At 46.0% G+C, this 18,184-nt stretch carries 18 protein-coding genes; 7 read left to right on the top strand and 11 right to left on the bottom strand.

Annotated features, from left to right (window positions below; all coding sequences use genetic code 11):
* Positions 1-73 precede the first annotated feature (73 nt).
* The 4 genes from D0A34_22110 to D0A34_22095 form a co-directional block, all read right to left on the bottom strand.
* Entirely contained in the window at positions 74-2,398 is a 2,325-nt protein-coding gene (locus D0A34_22110) for a polysaccharide biosynthesis tyrosine autokinase (GenBank protein UNU21176.1), read from the bottom strand.
* A 143-nt stretch (positions 2,399-2,541) separates the two neighbouring features.
* Positions 2,542-4,146 (bottom strand): polysaccharide export protein, encoded by a 1,605-nt coding sequence (locus D0A34_22105; protein ID UNU22413.1) that lies wholly within the window; start codon positions 4,144-4,146, stop codon positions 2,542-2,544.
* A 163-nt stretch (positions 4,147-4,309) separates the two neighbouring features.
* Positions 4,310-4,834, bottom strand: a complete 525-nt coding sequence (gene cysC / locus D0A34_22100) for an adenylyl-sulfate kinase (protein ID UNU22412.1) — start codon at positions 4,832-4,834, stop codon at positions 4,310-4,312.
* A 224-nt stretch (positions 4,835-5,058) separates the two neighbouring features.
* Positions 5,059-6,309, bottom strand: a complete 1,251-nt coding sequence (locus tag D0A34_22095; protein ID UNU21175.1) for a transposase — start codon at positions 6,307-6,309, stop codon at positions 5,059-5,061.
* 311 nt (positions 6,310-6,620) lie between these two features.
* Here D0A34_22095 and D0A34_22090 point away from each other — a divergent pair, with 311 nt between their 5' ends.
* The 3 genes from D0A34_22090 to D0A34_22080 all read left to right on the top strand — a co-directional run bounded on the left by D0A34_22090 (position 6,621) and on the right by D0A34_22080 (position 10,418).
* Complete coding sequence (locus D0A34_22090) at positions 6,621-8,423, top strand: FAD-dependent oxidoreductase (protein UNU21174.1); 1,803 nt, start codon at positions 6,621-6,623, stop codon at positions 8,421-8,423.
* Positions 8,424-8,519: 96 nt separating this feature from the next.
* The gene (locus tag D0A34_22085; protein UNU21173.1) at positions 8,520-8,747 is read left to right on the top strand and encodes a hypothetical protein; all 228 of its coding nucleotides are present in this window, start codon (positions 8,520-8,522) and stop codon (positions 8,745-8,747) included.
* Between the two features lie 732 nt (positions 8,748-9,479).
* Positions 9,480-10,418, top strand: coding sequence for a heterocyst differentiation control protein (locus D0A34_22080; protein ID UNU22411.1), 939 nt, complete (start codon positions 9,480-9,482; stop codon positions 10,416-10,418).
* Between the two features lie 175 nt (positions 10,419-10,593).
* Here D0A34_22080 and D0A34_22075 read toward each other — a convergent pair whose 3' ends face one another.
* Positions 10,594-11,406 carry a TIGR00297 family protein gene (locus D0A34_22075; GenBank protein ID UNU21172.1) on the bottom strand — a complete coding sequence of 271 codons (813 nt, stop codon included), beginning with the start codon at positions 11,404-11,406 and terminating at the stop codon, positions 10,594-10,596.
* 11 nt (positions 11,407-11,417) lie between these two features.
* On the opposite strand from D0A34_22075, the gene D0A34_22070 reads away from it, so the two are divergent.
* Positions 11,418-11,849 (top strand): glyoxalase, encoded by a 432-nt coding sequence (locus tag D0A34_22070; GenBank protein ID UNU21171.1) that lies wholly within the window; start codon positions 11,418-11,420, stop codon positions 11,847-11,849.
* 189 nt (positions 11,850-12,038) lie between these two features.
* On the opposite strand, the gene D0A34_22065 is transcribed toward D0A34_22070, so the two are convergent.
* Both D0A34_22065 and D0A34_22060 read right to left on the bottom strand, forming a co-directional pair.
* On the bottom strand, positions 12,039-12,650 hold the full coding sequence (locus tag D0A34_22065) for an alpha/beta fold hydrolase (GenBank protein ID UNU21170.1): 612 nt from the start codon (positions 12,648-12,650) through the stop codon (positions 12,039-12,041).
* Positions 12,651-12,652: 2 nt separating this feature from the next.
* Positions 12,653-13,270 carry a triacylglycerol lipase gene (locus D0A34_22060; protein ID UNU21169.1) on the bottom strand — a complete coding sequence of 206 codons (618 nt, stop codon included), beginning with the start codon at positions 13,268-13,270 and terminating at the stop codon, positions 12,653-12,655.
* A gap of 317 nt (positions 13,271-13,587) precedes the next feature.
* Here D0A34_22060 and D0A34_22055 point away from each other — a divergent pair, with 317 nt between their 5' ends.
* On the top strand, positions 13,588-14,055 hold the full coding sequence (locus D0A34_22055) for a hypothetical protein (protein ID UNU21168.1): 468 nt from the start codon (positions 13,588-13,590) through the stop codon (positions 14,053-14,055).
* Between the two features lie 104 nt (positions 14,056-14,159).
* On the opposite strand, the gene D0A34_22050 is transcribed toward D0A34_22055, so the two are convergent.
* Complete coding sequence (locus D0A34_22050; protein UNU21167.1) at positions 14,160-15,317, bottom strand: tetratricopeptide repeat protein; 1,158 nt, start codon at positions 15,315-15,317, stop codon at positions 14,160-14,162.
* A 108-nt stretch (positions 15,318-15,425) separates the two neighbouring features.
* Between D0A34_22050 and D0A34_22045 the strand changes: the two genes are divergently transcribed.
* Positions 15,426-15,749 carry a DUF4258 domain-containing protein gene (locus D0A34_22045; protein ID UNU21166.1) on the top strand — a complete coding sequence of 108 codons (324 nt, stop codon included), beginning with the start codon at positions 15,426-15,428 and terminating at the stop codon, positions 15,747-15,749.
* A complete protein-coding gene (locus tag D0A34_22040; GenBank protein ID UNU21165.1) occupies positions 15,739-15,963 on the top strand; it encodes a YgiT-type zinc finger domain-containing protein in 225 nt (74 codons plus the stop codon). Before D0A34_22045 ends, D0A34_22040 begins: the two co-directional genes overlap by 11 nt.
* An 18-nt stretch (positions 15,964-15,981) precedes the next feature.
* Here the strand turns inward: D0A34_22040 and D0A34_22035 are convergent, their stop codons facing one another.
* Genes D0A34_22035 through D0A34_22025 form a run of 3 tightly spaced genes read right to left on the bottom strand, consistent with a single transcriptional unit; the run spans position 15,982 to position 18,043 of the window.
* Complete coding sequence (locus tag D0A34_22035; protein UNU21164.1) at positions 15,982-16,734, bottom strand: hypothetical protein; 753 nt, start codon at positions 16,732-16,734, stop codon at positions 15,982-15,984.
* Between the two features lie 53 nt (positions 16,735-16,787).
* On the bottom strand, positions 16,788-17,228 hold the full coding sequence (locus tag D0A34_22030) for a DUF1311 domain-containing protein (protein ID UNU21163.1): 441 nt from the start codon (positions 17,226-17,228) through the stop codon (positions 16,788-16,790).
* A 47-nt stretch (positions 17,229-17,275) separates the two neighbouring features.
* Positions 17,276-18,043 (bottom strand): 16S rRNA (uracil(1498)-N(3))-methyltransferase, encoded by a 768-nt coding sequence (locus D0A34_22025; protein ID UNU21162.1) that lies wholly within the window; start codon positions 18,041-18,043, stop codon positions 17,276-17,278.
* Between the last annotated feature and the right edge of the window lie 141 nt (positions 18,044-18,184).

Below are 18,184 nucleotides of genomic sequence, written 5' to 3'. Positions count from 1 at the left end.
ATCCCGCCCGCCTTGCATTCTCAAGAACAGGCTTTCCGGCCTGTTCCACTACACATTTCTCAATTCCTCTCCCTTAAACAGACTGTTCCTGGACGTAATCCTGCACGTAAGACTGATAGTAATACCTGCTGCCTTTATCGTTATTCGCCACCATTCCCAACAGCGGAATTCCCGCCATTTTTAAATCTTCAAAAGCCAACAACAGCGCCTCCCGCTCAGTTTGGTGCAGCCCCACTACCAGCATCAATCCGTTAGTGTGAGCCGCCAACAAATTCGCATCCGCCAAACCCAAAAGCGGTGGAGTATCGTAAATAACTAAGTCAAAATGACTTGACAAAGCTGCCATTAAATGCGGCATTTTTCGGGAAGAAAGCACCTTTGTGGGATCGAGAGGAACCGGGCCGGAAGTTAAGACAAACAAATTTTCATCGCGGGGCGATCGCAAAATCACCTGTTCCACATCCACATCCTCAGCAATCACATTGTGCAAGCCTTGCCAATTCGGTAAACCCAGCATTTCGTGTACCTGCGGGCGCCGCAAATCGGCATCCACTAACAGCACTTGCTGGCCCATTGCAGCAGCCGCCCGCGCCAGATTGACTGCTACAGTAGACTTGCCGTCAGCTACTTGACAAGAAGTAATTACACAAGAATTGATCGGAGTATCAAGGTTGAGTAAGCGAATATTCGCATTGAGCGATCGAAAAGCTTCTTGAAAAGCATCCGTCGGCATCGGCGAAATTGCCACATCCACCCGGCTTGTCTCAGCAGGAGGAAGTCTCAAAATTTTATCGCTAGCAGGAATTACCCCCAACAAAGGCAGGCGAATCGACTGTTTGACATCCTCTGGAGTTTGGAACACCGTTTTATTATTAAACCGTTCCGCCAACTGCGCCGCCAGCATACCAAACAGCAAACCAGCCAATCCCCCCAAAGCCAAATTCAAAGGCATAATCGGAGCAACAGCCATCAGCTCGCCATTTTTGTAACGCGGAATTTCCGGCTTAGCAATAACTTCCCAAGCCACCTCTTTTTTGCCCACAGATTCAAGCTGCAAAGCTTGCTGTTTTGCCACCAAACTATTCAGCGTATTGTTAGTCAAATCCAACTCGCGCTGCAAATCGGAATAGCGTCGCAAAATCACCGGGAATTTTTGAGAGTATTGATTCAACTGCTTAGCAGCTTGTTCCAAAACTTGATTCCGCACACCCAGCACCTGAATTAAATTAGCAGTACCGACCAACTGCTCGATTAACTTAATCCGCACCGGATCTTGAAAAGCCAGCACTTGTGAACTTACCTTAGCCAAATCAGTTCCCAGAACCTGTTGGGCTTCTTTCTGCAACAAAGGAATCAGGTTCTTGCGCTGTTCTCGCAACAATTGCATTTGCGGAGTTTGGTCTGTAAACGTAGCCGAGTTAATCGCAATTTGTCCTTCTAATTGCTGCAATTGAGTCAGCATCGCTTGATAGCGGGGAGCTTGACTTAGAGCCGAGGCCATCAGCGCTTGCTGCTGGTTCAGTCCGAGCTGATTTTGCAGATTGGAATACAGCAATCTCTGCTGGTTTAACTGCGTTTGCGCGTCTAATCTTTGCGCTTGCAGTTGGCTGATTTGCTGCGAAAGCTGTTGGGTTTGAATTTGCGGGTCAATGAAATTGTACTGCTGCCGCAATTTTTGAATTTCTGTTTGCAGAGCTTGTTGGCGCTTTTGCTGGTTGGGAATTTTCGATTTTACAAAATCCAGAGTCTGACTAATTTGAGTGGTGGTATCTTGCACGCTGTAGTTGCGGTATCCTAACGCAACTTTTTCCAAAACAAACTGAATTTTTTTCGGATTATAATCCCGATATCTCACTTCGATAATCTTGGTATTTTTGAAGCGATTAATTGACAACCTACTTTCCTGAGAAAACGGCAAATTATCTGCTTTTTGGTTCAAGAGGTAGTTGTAATTTATTTCGGGATACTTAGCCTGCAACTGTTTAATAATCGGCGACATTACTTGCGGGCTTTGCAAAACTTGAATTTGGGATTCGTAGTCAAAACCGGCATTTTCTGTCGTCGCTGGGCCCGCTGGTTGTACTTTCAGCTCACCCGAATAGATTTTTGCTAAAGTATTTTGCGTAACCGCTGGTTCTACTAATAATTGAAAGCGCCCTTCGTACTCGCTTTTTTGATTCAGTGTCCAGGCGAAAACTCCGGTAGTCACGGCCGCTGCTACGCCGATGACTAAGATGGAGCGACTGCGGCAAACTTCCCAAAAACTTAACTCTTCTGCCTCGGTTGTGTTTCTGCCTAAAAATTGATCTTCTTCATAAAGCCCAGAATACATTTTTTGCACATCAGCGGCTTTTTTATGATTAAACAGTGCTACTTGAGATTGTTTCCCTGGTTTCATTTGATTTCTACAACTTATTAGTTTAAACGTCTGTATTGGTGGCGGAGTTTCAGGAAATCGGTTGATGCCTAGATATTTCATTACCAAACCGCAATTTTTTCTAGAAAGCGGGTTTCTGAGGTGTTAATGCCAGTCTATTCAAATCACCTAAAAATATCGAACAACCGAAATATTCCTAACAGCGGGCTGAGAGGAGCGAGAGTCCCGCCTACATTATCCGAGAACGTAGCGCGACCCGATCGCCTTACCATAATTACATCATTATTTTGCAGTTTGGGATTAGTTTCTTCATTGGCTGTTGCAGAAAAATCAACCTTAACATTTAGCTGGGAAACTGTGCCGTTAGGATTGAGGCGAATTAAATTCACCGAATCCATTTGGGCCCGCGCTTTATTAAAACCTCCCGCTGCTACCAGCGCTTGATTTAAAGTAGTGTTTGGCAGTACCGCAATCGCTCCGGGTTTCACGACTTCTCCCACAATATTCACCTTAATCGTATCCGGTGAAAAATTAGAATTAGCAACTTGTTCGTCTTGGACTGCATCGAGATTTTCGGCTTTGGGAACGATTACCGTATCTCCCTGTTGCAGCGCTAAATCTTGGGATACATCTGCCCCTTCCAAAAGTTGCCACAAATTCACATTAATAATTTGTTCTGTACCCGCCCGTGTCAGGCGGCGAACTTGTATTTGTCTGATATCAGCTACTGGCGTAATGCCGCCCGCCATTTTAATTGCCCTCGTTACAGTTTGCTGCAAAACAGTTTCCCCGCCGTTGGTTTCCCTGGCAGCAAACAAACCAGAATTTTCACCCATTTCATTCTCTTGTACCCTACTTTGAGTCTCTTTTGCCAAAGTATAAGTACCGGGGCGAGTTACTTCGCCCACCACAGCAATATTAATTGGTTGAGTGCTTTGTCCGGTAATGTTAGCTACTGCTAAAGTCGGTGCTTCTTGGCGGTTGAGGCTAGTTACAGTGGGAATAAATATAGTATCGCCGTCGCGCAAAGTCATATCGGCCCGCAAATCGCCGTTTTGCAATAATTCCCACAAATCCACACTAATAATTTGTTCCGGTGCGTTACGTTGGGGGCGGCGGATTTTGATTTGCCGCACGTCTGCTGACTGGGTAATTCCACCGGCCATTCGCAGAGCCCGCGATATCGTTGGCATTTGAGTTCCCATTTGCTCTGCTGTGCCTCCGGGGCCTGCTGCTGAGGATATTGTATAGGCTCCGGGGCGGTTGATTTCGCCCGCGATCGCAATTTGCAAAGGACGTGGTGCCAGCAGTTTCAGGGTAATCCAAGGACGTTTTAGGTATTTGCCGTATCTGTCCTTAACAGCATTAGAAGCTTGTTCTAAGGTCATCCCGTACACCGAAACGCTGCCAATTAACGGCAAACTCAGGGAACCGTCGGCCTGTACTTGGTGTTGACCGTTGGGCCCGCTGTATTCCGGGACGTTGAAGATGTCCATTTGAATACGATCGCCCGCGCCTAAAGTGTAAACTTCCGATCGTACACTTGAAGGTGCACTTGCCGGAAATCCCTGAAATCCCGGTGCTACCGGAACCGGTACAGGAACAGGAGAACCCGAAGCGGGAGGAGGAGGAGGAGGAGGAGGCAAAAACTGGGCCGCCGCAGGAGATGAACCCACCGCCGCCAGCACTGACACTGTTAAACTTTGGACAATTAAACTTTTGACAGCATTGCTTGCCCAATCACCAAGCTGGCAGCTTTTGCTGGAAATGTCTCCCTGATCCCCTCTCCTTGCACCAAAGGGGAGAAATTCTTCCCTTTCCCTCTCCGCGAAGGGGAAACAAGGGTGAGATTTTTTCTCAAGTTGCACCTTGCGCGAATCACTTTTCACCACCATCGCTTTTTGCCCCTATCCTCATCCAAGCCCGCCAACATCAAATGTAACCCAACTCTTCTAACTTGCTTAGAACTTTTTTAACACTCTCTTCCACACTTTCTCGCTCTGTGTAACAAATAATCTCAGGATTGAGCGGTTCTTCATAAGGATCGTCAATTCCCGTAAAACCCTTAATTTCTCCTGCTCTGGCCTTAGCGTATAGGCCCTTGACATCGCGACCTTCGCACACTTCTAACGGCGCTGTGATATATACTTCAACAAAATTGGGCTCCATTGCTCTAATTTCGTCGCGAATTGCTCTGTAGGGGCTAATAGCTGCGGTCATTACGGCTACTCCATTGCGGCTCAGCAGGTGAGCGACAAATCCAATCCGCCGAATATTAGTATCTCGGTCTTCTTGGCTAAATCCCAAACCTTTTGACAAGTTGGTGCGAACGACATCTCCATCCAATATTTCAACTTTGCAACCTCTTGCCTTCAATTCGGGTTGGAGAGCTTTGGTGATAGTTGTCTTGCCGGAACCGCTCAGCCCGGTAAACCACAAAATAAAACCTTTTTCCATTTGCATCCGTTAATCACTAACTCAGAAATTATTAAGACGTAAAACTTTATAGATGCTGTTCCCTTTTTTCTATTATCGTTATTCGCGGTGTCATATTGGCAATATTTGCGCGCCAAAAGTGAGAAATCAAAATTTGCGATCGCTCATGCAGTCATCTAGTAAAAAAAGTGTGCGCTCGTTGTATAATTACCGATTTATTATTTGTCAAGTCTTTACACAGTGAACTACCTACACCAACTGCACGGAGCAGTATGGTGTAGGCTTCTTTCTTCACGGGGGATTGCCTCGACGATGGTAGATTTTTTACGTCCAGATCGTTTTGGGCTTACACCCCCTCCGAAAGCAGAAGCGCTAGTTCCTAACGCCAAAATCCGCAAGCCTTCATTTCTGATATTGATCGCGGCGTTGATCTCACGATCGTGTTGTTTTCCGCAGTTTGGGCAGTCTACATAACGTACCTTCAGACTATCCCAACCTTTCTGAAGTTGAGGAATCGGTAGCAGCGTTTCTGAACAAAGCTGTGATGATGGAAAAAATCGATTGATTTCGACATAATTTCGCTCCAACTGTTCAGCTTTGTATTTGAGCATGGTGCAAAACTTTCCCCATCCTCGATCTGAAATAGATCTGGCTAAGTTGGGATTCTTGACCATGTTCTTGACTGAGAGATTTTCTGTCACAATTACTTGGTTTTCGTTGACTATCTTGCGGGATAGCTTGTGAAGAAAGTCTTCGCGGATTCTGGCAATCTTGCTACACACTTTTGCCACCAGCAATTTCGCTTTTCTACGGTTCGTATAGCCCTTTTTTCTGGCTAATTTACGTTGTTTGCGTTTTTTGTTGCGTTCTAGTTTTTGTAGCTTTTTCTGAGCTTTTTTAGGCTGATTATGCTTCACTCCGTTAGAGGTGATCGCAAAATCTTTCAATCCCAGATCTACACCGATTGCATCGTTGACTGGTTCTAATGTTTGTTTGGACACTTCAAACAGTATTGATGCAAAGTACGTGCCATCTGTGTTTTGTGAGATGGTGACGCAACCTTGCTTACCATCAGGTAAGCTCCGATGAAACTTAGTTTTGACATATCCCAATGTACCAGGAAATTTAATCGATTTCTCTGAAACCATCAGCTTGACATTCTGAGGATATGAAACCGATTGTTTCGATCCTTTCTTTTTGAACGTCGGATATTTAGTACGACCTTCAAAGAAATTCACGAATGCTGCACTGAGATTGAATGTCACCCGTTGCAATGATTGAGAATAAGCAATTCCCAACCAGTCAAATTCCGTTTTCAATCCCGGTAGCAATTTATCCATTGCAGCTTTACTCATACCTTTCCCAGTTTCCTTGTAAGTCGTTGTGGTTAGGTTCAACATTCGGTTGTATAACCAACGACAATTACCAAAACATTGAGCTAGGTATTGCTCTTGTTCGGGAGTGGGATAGATTCTGACTTTGACTGCGTGATACACTGTTGCGACTTCTACCGTGTTTATAGATTCATGGTAACAGACGTTTGGATGGTGTGTATAAAATTGTCGTGAAGTTATGTAGGAGATTGTTTATTTTGTCAGTCTCTCTTCCCTGGCTTTCAGCATTGGTCAGATATCTGACAAAATAAACCGGGCTTTCATCCCGCCGCCAAATCAAAGATTATAGCGGGGGCATTCCCGCCGTTCGAGGTAAAATTCAATGCGCGATCGCCAACGCCGAACATCTATCCGTAGCGCACTCATCACCTGACTAATCCTTTCGCAATCTCAAATCTAAAATGGTATTGCCCATGTCTTCGGTCTTAAAAGCAGATGTTTTGGTAGTCGGTGGCGGCACCGGCGGCACCGCAGCAGCGGTGCAAGCAGCCCGCCGAGGTGCCACAACTATTTTAGTAAGCGAATTCCCCTGGCTGGGAGGAATGCTGACTTCCGCTGGCGTTTCGGCCCCCGATGGCAATGAATTAGCAGCTTTTCAAACCGGTTTGTGGGGCGCGTTTCTCCGGGAACTCCAGCAGCGACAGCCACGAGGTTTGGATTGGGGCTGGGTCAGTTTTTTTACTTACGATCCCCGCACCGGTGCTGAAATTTTCGCTGATTGGGTTAAATGTTTGCCGAACTTGCACTGGATTTCTGGAAAAAAAGCTCACGATGTGCTGTATGAAGGAGATCGCATTTCTGGCGTTCAGTTTGCAGATTTTACGGTTTCGGCCAAAATCACTTTAGATGCAACGGAATTGGGAGATTTGCTGGCTTTAGCGGAGGTTGGGCACCGCTGGGGTTGGGAATTCCAAGCCGAGTGGGGAGAACCCAGCGCGCCGGCTGCGTCTAATGCTCTCACAGAGAGCTATTCGGTGCAAGCTCCGACTTGGGTGGCAATCATGCAGGATTTTGGTAAAGGTGCGGCCGGGCCAGAAATTCCCGCGCCGCCAGTTGAAAATCCCGATCGATTTATCGGTGCTTGGGACGGTTACACCCCCGAACAATTTCTCAATTACGGCAGGCTTCCGGGCGGATTATTGATGATTAATTGGCCGATTCGAGGTAATGATTATGGTGAAGGGGTCGATCGACTCATTAAATCTGAAGCATCTCGACAAGAATTCCTCCAAGAAAGTCTCTGGCATACTCAAAGTTTCGCCCGCTTCATTCAAACGCAACTCGGCCACCGCTACGGCCTAGCACAGAATATTTTCCCGATTTCAACGATCGAAAATCCACAAAGTTCTCCCCTTCTTGGTGCTTTCGCCCTACATCCTTACTACCGAGAAAGTCGCCGCTTGCGAGGGATAAGTACAGTCATAGAACAAGATATTTTGCCTATTGCCGGCGGAAGAGTCGCGAAGTTGCCGATAAATTCTGAGGGCATTTGTGAAACAATTGCGATCGGCAACTATGCCAATGACCACCACTACCCCAGTGGCGACATTCCCTTGCAGCCCAAATCCATTCGCTGGGGCGGCCGCTGGACGGGAACTCCGTTTACCATTCCTTACAGCGCCCTAATTCCTGCGAGTACAGACGGTTTGCTAGTCTGCGAAAAAAATATTTCCGTCTCTCACATCGCCAACGGTGCAACTCGCTTGCAACCGACGGTAATGAATATTGGACAGGCGGCGGGGATGGCGGCGGCTTTGTGCGCGGAATCTGGATGTCAGCCGCGGGATTTGCCGGTGAGAGTTTTGCAGGAAGCTTTGCTGCAAGATTCCGAGGCGAGTGCGGCTGTTATTCCCTTATTTAATTTGACACGGGGGCGATCGGACTGGCTGGATTGGCAACGCTATTATCTCGATCGGCCTGAAGCATATCCCGCCAGCGGCGAATGTCAGCAGTCAGTAGAGAAACCAAGCAGTCAAACAGCAAATACCCACAGCCAATTTTCTGGCATTTTCCGTCGCCTCGGCGAACAAGACTGGACACTAACACTGACAAGCCCCGCATCTGTAGCCGGTCAAACTTGGCAACTCGTGACTTTGGACTCGGAAACCGACAGATTTTTACACAATTGTGAAACCGAAAAGCCTCTGACAGTATGGGGCAGGCTGAATTCGGCAGGTGCTTGGCTGCTGGCGGAATCCGTAGAATTGAAGAGGTAAGGTTTTTTGTAGAGATCCGAAAATTGCACAGATATCTATCCTGATAGATCAGGGCAAGTCCGTATCACGTAATAGACACTGACACGGATACTACCCATGCAAACCTACACTGCAATTGCTTTACTGAGCCTGTTGGGCATTACCTTGAGTGCCAGCGCCGCTCAAGCTTTAGAATCTTCACTCCCCATGGTCGAAACTGCCACCGCCCAATATATGTTGTCAGCCCAAACTCAACAAAAGCGCGAGCGCGGTCCTGAGAGGGGCAGCGGACGCAGGAATCTTACTGAGCCTAATGTTTACACTCATCCGCTACAAGATTTCTAATGGCACTGGACGCAAGTGATGACCACAACTGAGTTGCTTCGGGCCGTTCATTTGATCGCTCGATCGGATTTTCTGGGATTCTAGTTTTTCACGTTAAGCGACAACTGCACTTTTTGTGGACAGTTCTTTTGTGGACAGTTCTTAGGAGATTCTTTTTTGTGTAAACGATGATAGCATATAAACCTGCAACCGCCATCTACCTAGAGATAGATTCTAGTATGTGGCGGTTTTGTATTGAAAACTCTCCAATTAAACAGGAATTACCCACAGGCATGGGCTCATCCGGGTTTTTCAACCGATATCCGTCGCCTTCCACCCCTTATTGTAGTCGATCGAACCGGGTTTCGGCATCCATGACTGGTCAAAAATTATCACCTCGGAGTCGCCTCAGATTCCTGGGAGCGCAACAGTTCCTCAGATTCCTGGGAGCGCAACAGTTATTTACCTTCTCCGCGCCCAAAGTAGGGTTTAATTTTCAACCGCTGCACTATAATTAACTTGCGATAACTAACTTATATATAGGTAAACTGTCAGCGCAGAGGGTGCAGCAATCTACTTAAATTGGCCACCAATAAGAACCACTTATGCGGTGTGGATAGCCTTTAAGCCCATGCCCCTGTTACCTCAGGGAAATTAACTAACCTGAATATTAGGGTAGCTGGCAAGCTTTCCGGCGACAGTCGGCTATGCTTGATTCGGCGCTCTCGCAATAATTTAATGGAGGACAACAAAATGCCTCCAAATTTGGCTATTTCGGGGATAGTGATGAAAAATGACTCTTTGGATCTGGTCAAAAGCCTCAGCCCTAGTGCAATGGATCAGATCATGCTATATCTGGCGTTTAGCGCCATGAGAACCAGTGGGCACAGGCACGGGGCGTTTCTAGACGCGGCCGCAACGGCGGCTAAGTGTGCCATTTATATGACTTATATGGAGCAGGACAACAACCTGCGGATGACTGGGCACTTGCATCACATTGAGCCTAAACGGGTGAAGGTGATTGTTGAGGAAGTCCGGGAAGCTCTGACTCAGGGAAAATTGCTGAAAATGTTGGGTTCCCAGGAACCTAGATATTTGATTCAGTTTCCTTATGTCTGGTTGGAACAGTATGGTTGGATGCCGGGACGCCCTCGCATTCCGGGAAACAATTTGACTGTAGATGAAAAAAAATATCTAGAAAGCAAGATTCCTCCTAATCCGCCTGACGCTCAACTGATCAATTCTTTTCAGTTTATGGAGTTGATCGAGTTTCTGCACAGGCGATCGCAAGAAGATATGTCTCCAGAAAGGCGAATGCCTTTGAGCGAAGCTCTAGCAGAACACATTAAGCGGCGCTTGATCTATTCTGGGACAGTAACTCGCATTGATTCTCCTTGGGGAATGCCGTTTTATGCCCTCACCCGCGCTACTTACTCTCCGGCAGAGCAGGAAGAGCGAACATTTACTATGGTGGAGGATACGGCTAGATATTTCCGGCTGATGAAGGATTGGGCGGACAAACAACCGAAGGTGATGCGAATTATGGAGACTTTGGATATTCCGCCGGAACGCCTCGACCAAGCCCTTGAGGAATTAGATGAGATTATTCGCAATTGGGCCGATCGCTATCACAAGCGGGGCGAACCGACGATGATTTTACAAATGGTTTTTGGGCCGCAAGACGACGCTTAGTTTGATTAACTATTAATCATTAGTCATGAGTTGATTGCTTGAGACTAATGACTAATAGTTAATAACTAATAGCCCGGGAGGCAGAAACCGGGTTTTTTTCTAAAAATACTGCGTTAATGCCTTCAATTATCGTAAAAAACCCGGTTTCTTGGGTCGCGAATGCGTCCAAGATTAACTAAGCTAAAAAAGCTCTCCAGGTCGCCGCTAAAACGATCGCTGCGATCGCTCCTATGAGTGTATTAAAAAAATTTACCACCTCGTTCGTCAGCCACTCAAACTTTGATTGCACCGTCGCCCCAATGACGCTCTCGATGTTCGTGGCAATAAAAGCTGCAATAAGACAAAAAACAATTCCTGTCAAGTCAATTAAACCGACGGCCCAACTCAAAAGTGCGATCAGAATTGAGCCGACAATACCTGCGATCGTTCCTTCCAAACTTACGGCCCCTTCCGTACCCCTAGGTACAGGCTGCAAGCTGGTAATCAAAAAAGTCCGCTTCCCGTAAGCTTTGCCGATTTCGCTAGCGCAGGTATCGGAAAGTTTGGTGCAAAAACTCGCCGCGTAACCCAGCAATAACAGGGAAATAGCATCTTGTGGCACAGACATTTTGCCTGTATCTCCTAAAATAGATAATGCCAAAACTCCCAAAGCGCAAAGAGTGGCGGTTAAAGCCGAACCCCAGACATTTTCTGGGCCTCGGGCGCCTGAACGCTTTTCGGCTATGCCTTCTGCTTCTTTTTGGGCTTTGCCGATGCGGGTAACTCCCGATCCGACAAGAAAGTAAAACATCACCACAGCATAGCCTTGCCATCCCAAACAGCCCCAGATGAGCACGCCCAATACCCAGCCGTGAAATTGGCCAGCGGGAGTGAGCAATTTTTTAGGAGCAATGGTGGCGATCGCGATTAAAACTGTATTTAGGGCGATCGCCACCCACCAAGGATTAGACCAAGATAAATAATTAAAGAACAATTCTGAATTCTGCATTTAGTACCTCCATGAACCAAGTCTTATTTCATCTTGCCTTCCCGGTGACCGATATTGCCCAAACCAAAGCGTTCTACGTAGACGGGCTCGGCTGCGAACTAGGTCGCGAATCGCCTAATTCTGCGATTATGGGTTTGTGCGGCCATCAAATTGTCGCCCACGTCAGCCGCGAACCTTTGACGCCTCAGCGAGGCATCTATCCCCGGCATTTTGGGTTAATTTTTACTTCTGAAGCTGACTGGGAAGCGTTGTTAGAGAAAGCCCAGCAAAACAACTTAAATTTCTATCAAGAACCGAGACGGCGATTTGTCGGTTTGCCTACAGAACACCGTACTTTCTTCTTAGAAGACCCTTTCCACAATATACTTGAGTTCAAGTATTATTGTGAAGCTGAAGCAATTTTTGGTCGCAGCGAATACGCTGAAGTTGGCGATACAGTTTAGTAGTAGCCTCTCACGGTGCGTCAGTCGATTTTAGATTTTAGATTTTAAATTTTAGATTGAAGAATTGGCTCTACTGTGATGAAATTCTTGTGGGGAGTAGGGGCTGGGCGTCCCGCCCGCCCCAAAAATACAATTTAGATACGGGACAGGTTATTTTAATAAAAAGTATCTGCTGACGTACACTACAAGTTAATTATTAATTTTCAATGGTTCAGACAGTGCTTCAGCCACAGCTTTTAAACTGCTGGAATGCCTCGCCATCATGGCATGGGCGAAAACAGACAATTTTACTTCTTTGGCAGCAGATATTTGGGAACTAGAAGCAGGTACGATGATGAAATCCCAAGCTGTCCAAATCGAAGTAAAATTGAGCTTTTCCAACAAGACAGCATCTCGATTTAAATCTTCCAGAAAAGCACTGCCAGGACGCATTTGAACGCAGCCTTTTCCCCAGAGAGTGTAAGCCATCCAAGTACCGCTGTGAGGAGAAGATATGGCAATAAAGCGCTGCACTCGGTTAATGCCGCCTAACCTTTGCAGGTAGTAGCGAGTTACTAAACCGCCCATACTCAATCCTACTATATCGAGAGGCTGTTCGGGCGCAAAGGTTTTGTCTATATAATCTGCTATTTGTTGGGCTAATTCGTCTATGCTGGCGTTGCCCCAATGGGGCGAGAGATTGAGGGTATATACTGACCATCCCAGTTGGGTGAGGTAGGCAGACATTTTGTAAAAAATTCCCGATTTTCGGAAGATTCCGTGAATTAGCAAGACTGGGTTGCGGCTGAAATTGCTATTCATTTTTAAGTGGGAATTTTATTTTCAATAGGTGCTTTGAGCTCTTCAACTATTGCGTTAATACTTAGGGGTTCTGTCACCATTTGGCGGTGCAGCAAAACGTTGACTTTAACTTCTTTACCTACTGGCATTTGGGAGCTGTTCGCCGGTACAATCATTATGTCAAATGGCGTCCACATTGATGTAAAGTTTATGCGTTTGAGCATTGTCACATCTTGATTTAAATCGCGCAGCAAGCCACTATCGGGGCGCATATCCAGGTATCCTGGTAGGCGTAGGGAATAAGCGGTGAGGGTGCCGTGGTGGGGGGAAGATAGGGTGATGAAGCGCTGTACGCGGTTGATTCCCCCGAGTCGCTGGACGTAGTAGCGACTGACAATGCCACCCATGCTGTAGCCTACTATGTCTAAAGGCTGTTCTGGCTCGAAGGTTTCAGAGATGTAGTCTGCGAGTTGCTTTGCCAGTAAGTCAAGGCCGAGGCTGCCGTCGTTGGGGGTGAGGTTGAGGCTGTGGACTGACCATCCGAGTTCGGTGAGGCGGGCGGACATTTTGCTGAAAATAATCTTTGTGTCCCAGATGCCGTGTATGAGGATGACGGGATTGCGATCGAGCGAACTGTTCATTTTGCGGAAAATTGCTTGGTGATTAAAGCATAAATCACTCCCCTAGGGAGTGTGACCCGTACTAGGACAGCTAGGGAATCGGATCGAGGTACGATCGGCAATGAGTGGGAATCCCTAACAAATTCTGAGATACTTTGTAAATAAGTGCAAAGCACTGTGAGTATTCATACCTAAAATTTGCTTTGATGAGGTAGCTTAGATATAGCCAAATGTAAATTTTGATGAATAAATGTAGACAAAGGTTGCCCTAGCTCGTAATCTAACTTTGTTGACAAGCTTGTACAAATTTCTCTAAAAGAACAAAAGGAGTAAGTCTAATGTTTGGTTTTATCAAAAATTTCTTCGGCGGTATTTTCGGCTTTTTCGGCAGACTGTTGGGCTTGAAAAAGTCTGAATATTTCCTAGATTTGGGCGAATCTGGAGCTAAGGAACCAGCAAAAGTTGCGCCTGCGAAGGCTGAGCCTGTTGCGATCGCACCGGCAAAAGTTGAGCCTGTTAAGTCTGAGAAGTCTGAGAAGTCTGAGAAGTCTGAACCAGCTAAAAAGGCTAAGGTAGAGAAAAAGTCTAAGAAAGAAAAGGAACCAGTCGCTAGCGCTCCTGCTAATAATGCGGAACCCGCTAAGATACCTGCTGCTGCAACTAACGGGAAAGTGCCGAGTCAAGCTGAAGCGAATCGCACTTTTGCTCCTAATAATTTAATGCCGACACCAAATGGAAGTCGTCGAACCCCTGGCCCCAGCATGAACAATTTCCGGGAAATGGCTCGTCAGGTGAAAACGAAATAGGAAATTGGGAATTTATAATAGGGAATTGGGCATGGGATAACTCCCAATGCTGGCGTTAACAAATTAAAAATGGGATTCCTCATTTTTAATTTTAACTCTTTGTTCTATTCCCTATTTTCTGGGTTTCTGAGGAAGGCTAATCCGCTGTATAGCTGAAAAGCTGAGTCCCAAGGAGTTTCGGATTTGCGCTCGACTTCTATATGAGATTCGATCTTGCTCAACATATTAGTGTAATCGAGCACTGTGTCGGCAAAGGGCGTAAATTCTGACCAAACTGTAACGTCAAGCTGGCGATCGAATATTTCCAGTAAGTGATTCCAGTTAATTCGGGTGGTACTTTGAGGAATTTGTTGAGAGTTTTTGACTCTCGATGTTTTGTTTTTGTGGTTCGGTAAAGTGGGGAGCTCGGCTGAAGCTTTGGTGAAGTCAACTCCTTGTTGAAATTCGTAACTTTGGTCGCAAATTCGCAGAATGCAGTTTCTGCTGGGAATGTGCAAGTCACAGATTTGAGCGTAATCTTGCCTGATTTCTCTGTGGCGAAATTGCTCCTTTCTTCGGTTGGGGGAGTAGTCCATGACTTCGATGAACATCGGCAACAAGCCTTCTACTCTTTGGGTAACTTCTGACCAGTTAAATTCGATCGCACCGAGTCGATCGAGTTTATCTTTGCAAACAACGGCTGGGGAAGAGAGAGACTGGAAGTGTTGCACTCGGAAGATTTGGATTTTTTGAATATCGCTTAGGGTTGCCCAAAATACGGGAATGCCGGCGTTGAGGAGTTCTTGACCGTAAATTCGGAGTTCGGCGATGGGGCCAGTTTTGTAAAGTCTCCAGCCGCGGCTTTGGATTTGCATCCGGGTTGTGTAGGCGTCGATTTTAAAGATTCTGCTGATATTTTGAATGGCTGCGGGTTTGTTTTCGGGACTCACGGGTTCGAGGATAAGGAGTCCGGGTTCGAGGTTGCTGGGGTCGTTTTTGGCGGTTTCTATGGCTTGTTGGCGGAGGTTTTGTTGTGCGGTTTCAATCCGTTGAATAGCTTGGCGGGTCTGGGAGACGATTTTGGCGTTGGTGATGTCGCGGAGTATTTGTTTGTAGGTTGTTTGGGCTTTTTCGAGGTTGTTGGTGAGTTCGTAGTAGCGGGCGATATAGTATTGTACCCACGGATTTTCGGGGGATTCTTTTTGTAGTTGTTTGATGAGTTGGGCAGCTTGTTTGTAGTCTTTACCCTCTAGGGCGGCGGTTATTTGGTTGATGTCTGTCATGGCGGTTGCGGGAATGGCGTTGTTTCTATCTTGGCTGATGTTTGGTTGGTTCCGCCACTGGTTAACAATTTTTGCTCTTGTGTTGAGTTATAGATATGATATGAAACTATGACAATCATTGAAAAAATACGTGTTAAAATTGTAAAAAATGATTTTGAGCTTTCACAACACGCAGTAAACCAAAGCATCGTTCGCCGTATCAGGGTACAAGAACTCCGGGAAGCAATAATGGCTGGTGAAGTTATCGAAGAGTATCCCGATGACAAATATGGCCCAAGCTGTTTGATTTTCGGTTTGACCATTGCCAATAGACCTTTGCACGTTCAGTGCAGTTATCCATCTCGTCCTTTGGTAAAAATCATTACTTTATACGAACCAGCTCCGAAAATTTGGATTGATTTTAAGTTAAGGATAAATCAAAATGAACAATGATTTTTGGCAAGAAACAATGGTGGAAGAAAAAGTAAGTTATACCCTGGAAATCAATGGTAAGTTTATTATCATTGAAAATGTTCCTGCTAGAGTGTGTGTGGAAACGGGAGAGCGTTTTTTTTCACCTGAAACTGTGGAACAGTTGCAGAAGATGATTTGGGAAGATAGAAAGCCTATTAGAGTGATTGAAACACCTGTTTTTGAGTTTGCTTAGCGCTTGGTTTAAATTGAGTTAAAGCTGATTGGAATTAACGCTTAATGTGTAAGTACCTTTGCTTGTGCGATCGCCTCCTTTAACAACTATTTTATAAGTGCCGTTACTAGGCAATTTTACGGTGATTTGAGACTCTCGGCGATTCTGGGAGTTACCTGTTGTTTGGGCAATATTTTTGCCACTGGTGTCTAACAGTGCTATGTTGTGGTCGAATGCTCTGCTTTTGAGGTCGATCGTAATAGATTGACCGGCCCGTCCTTGAAATGTGTGTTCACTGGGCTCGCCGTCTTTGAGGGTTCCCCGCTGCTGTAGGATGGAAAGAGAGGTGAGTTTGGGGCGATCGACATTGCTCAATTCTAAGCCGTAATTGGTCATGGGTACTTCGAGGCCATTTCCTTCTCGGACTACGATGATAAAGGCTGTTTTGTTGTTGGGGTCTCGGAGTATTTTGTCAATAAATTGGGATTGTATTTGTTTTGCAGTTAGAGGTTTAGGTTGGTTGAAGTTGGGTTTTGAGGTACAGAAAAGCACGGCGCCGTCTAGATAGCGGGCGGCGTAGAACCAGTAGTTTTGACCGTTAGTTGTAAATTCGTTTCTGCTAAAGATAGTGAATCTTTCAAGTTGCGGTAGTTGCTGATTGCGCTGGCAATTTTTATCGATGTATATTTCGTTGGCTGATGGCTGTCGCTGGGCGAAAACTGCTGGTACGGTGGTGCTTACAATTGCTGAGATGAGGGTGAGGGTGAGAGTGAATGGCGATCGGCTTTTCATAAATACTTGTTTATCTTTATTATTGTCAGGTGCTTTACGGTGTACTTCCTATTTTATCTTTGTTTTAAATACTTTTCTAGTTCCACAGTGCGCTGTTGAGTCACGCGATCCAAACATTCATTGAGGAAACCTCGATAACCCGTACCGCCACGACTTGTATAAACTTCAAATTCACAGGTTTTATCTCTTAACTGAATCCACCCTAATTGTGCTTCCGTAAGAATTGATTGCTCTTCGTCGCTCAATGAGGAAATTAGTTGTTTGTAAACCTCGTTCATTCGTTTGTCCGAGGCCTCGTACCTCAATTGAATACAAGTTCTGACTTGTGCATCTCCTTGCGGGCGATCGCAATTAATCTGTTGAGCAATGGGAAAAATCGGAGATTGTGCAGAAACTGATGTTGTACCAAAAATTGCCAAAAGCGCGTGAAGCGAAGCTATCCCGTAGGGAATCGACCAAAAGGGCGATCGACCTTTCCTCAACTCTATTTTCATTCCCCCTCAACCCACCTATCTGATGAATTCTTTGTTATTTGTTGATATTAGCACTTCTCAAATGCCACGCCAACTAAAGATAAAGCCACCATGGGAGCTGTCACCGCTCTTAAAATTCTCCTACCCAAAGAAACAGCTTCAAAATCAAATTCGATCGCTCTTTTCACCTCACCCTCAGTCCATCCACCCTCCGGGCCAATAGCTATGACAATCGATAATTCTCCCCCATCTTGCTCCCCCCTTATTAAGGGAGACTGGGGGGGAGCCACAGCGGCTAAACAATCCCACAAATGCCGATTGTCCCCGCGAGCCACACAAATAAATCGATATTTTTGATTGCAATCTTTCACAGCAAGATCAAACGAAATAGGCTCTAAAATCGTCGGCACAATTTGACGTTCCGACTGTTCCGCCGCCTCCGCAGCAATTCTTCTCCACCGATCGACTTTTTGATCACTTGGTTTGAGCAAAGTTCGATCGCTCGTTACCGGCACAATACTTGCCACACCCAACTCAGTCGCCTGTCTCACAACGTCGTCAAAGCCGTTTCCTTTGGGCAAAGCCGCCATCAAAGTCACCTCAACGGGTAGCTCCCTGTTAACAGCAATCTCCTCGGTTATGGAGGCAATTAACCCTGTTTCCTGGGCTTCTAGGACGGCTAACCACCAATGCCCTCGACCGTCCATCGCAATAAATCGATCGCCCGCTTGCAAACGTAGCACTCGATTTAAATAATGCTGTTGTTCCCTAGTTAGGTCGATTTGGCGATCGCAAATTTGAGTGGCAGTAACTGCTAATCTTTGTAATTGAGGCATTGTATTTAGGATTGTTCGTTTTCTCTTAGATTTTTTTTATTTAACCGCAGAGAACGCAGAGAACGCAGAGAACGCAGAGAAAGAGAGGAGATAGATAGGCAGGCGGGGTTTCAATCGCTCATAAATAATAAAGGCAAAGCA

This window comes from Microcoleus vaginatus PCC 9802, assembly GCA_022701275.1.
Taxonomy (GTDB): domain Bacteria; phylum Cyanobacteriota; class Cyanobacteriia; order Cyanobacteriales; family Microcoleaceae; genus Microcoleus; species Microcoleus vaginatus_A.
The sequence above is the reverse complement of the archived record's forward strand: the minus strand, read 5'-3'. Positions and strand labels throughout refer to the sequence as shown.

Excerpts from the sequence above, each read along its gene's own strand:
- D0A34_22070 (UNU21171.1), top strand. The coding sequence starts at position 11,418 with ATGAACCAAGTCTTATTTCATCTTGCCTTCCCGGTGACCGATATTGCC.
- D0A34_22110 (UNU21176.1), bottom strand. The coding sequence starts at position 2,398 with ATGAAACCAGGGAAACAATCTCAAGTAGCACTGTTTAATCATAAAAAA.
- D0A34_22080 (UNU22411.1), top strand. The coding sequence starts at position 9,480 with ATGCCTCCAAATTTGGCTATTTCGGGGATAGTGATGAAAAATGACTCT.
- D0A34_22055 (UNU21168.1), top strand. The coding sequence starts at position 13,588 with ATGTTTGGTTTTATCAAAAATTTCTTCGGCGGTATTTTCGGCTTTTTC.
- D0A34_22025 (UNU21162.1), bottom strand. The coding sequence starts at position 18,043 with ATGCCTCAATTACAAAGATTAGCAGTTACTGCCACTCAAATTTGCGAT.
- D0A34_22065 (UNU21170.1), bottom strand. The coding sequence starts at position 12,650 with ATGAATAGCAATTTCAGCCGCAACCCAGTCTTGCTAATTCACGGAATC.
- D0A34_22075 (UNU21172.1), bottom strand. The coding sequence starts at position 11,406 with ATGCAGAATTCAGAATTGTTCTTTAATTATTTATCTTGGTCTAATCCT.
- D0A34_22035 (UNU21164.1), bottom strand. The coding sequence starts at position 16,734 with ATGAAAAGCCGATCGCCATTCACTCTCACCCTCACCCTCATCTCAGCA.
- D0A34_22090 (UNU21174.1), top strand. The coding sequence starts at position 6,621 with ATGTCTTCGGTCTTAAAAGCAGATGTTTTGGTAGTCGGTGGCGGCACC.
- cysC (UNU22412.1), bottom strand. The coding sequence starts at position 4,834 with ATGGAAAAAGGTTTTATTTTGTGGTTTACCGGGCTGAGCGGTTCCGGC.
- D0A34_22030 (UNU21163.1), bottom strand. The coding sequence starts at position 17,228 with ATGAAAATAGAGTTGAGGAAAGGTCGATCGCCCTTTTGGTCGATTCCC.
- D0A34_22045 (UNU21166.1), top strand. The coding sequence starts at position 15,426 with ATGACAATCATTGAAAAAATACGTGTTAAAATTGTAAAAAATGATTTT.
- D0A34_22050 (UNU21167.1), bottom strand. The coding sequence starts at position 15,317 with ATGACAGACATCAACCAAATAACCGCCGCCCTAGAGGGTAAAGACTAC.
- D0A34_22040 (UNU21165.1), top strand. The coding sequence starts at position 15,739 with ATGAACAATGATTTTTGGCAAGAAACAATGGTGGAAGAAAAAGTAAGT.
- D0A34_22085 (UNU21173.1), top strand. The coding sequence starts at position 8,520 with ATGCAAACCTACACTGCAATTGCTTTACTGAGCCTGTTGGGCATTACC.
- D0A34_22060 (UNU21169.1), bottom strand. The coding sequence starts at position 13,270 with ATGAACAGTTCGCTCGATCGCAATCCCGTCATCCTCATACACGGCATC.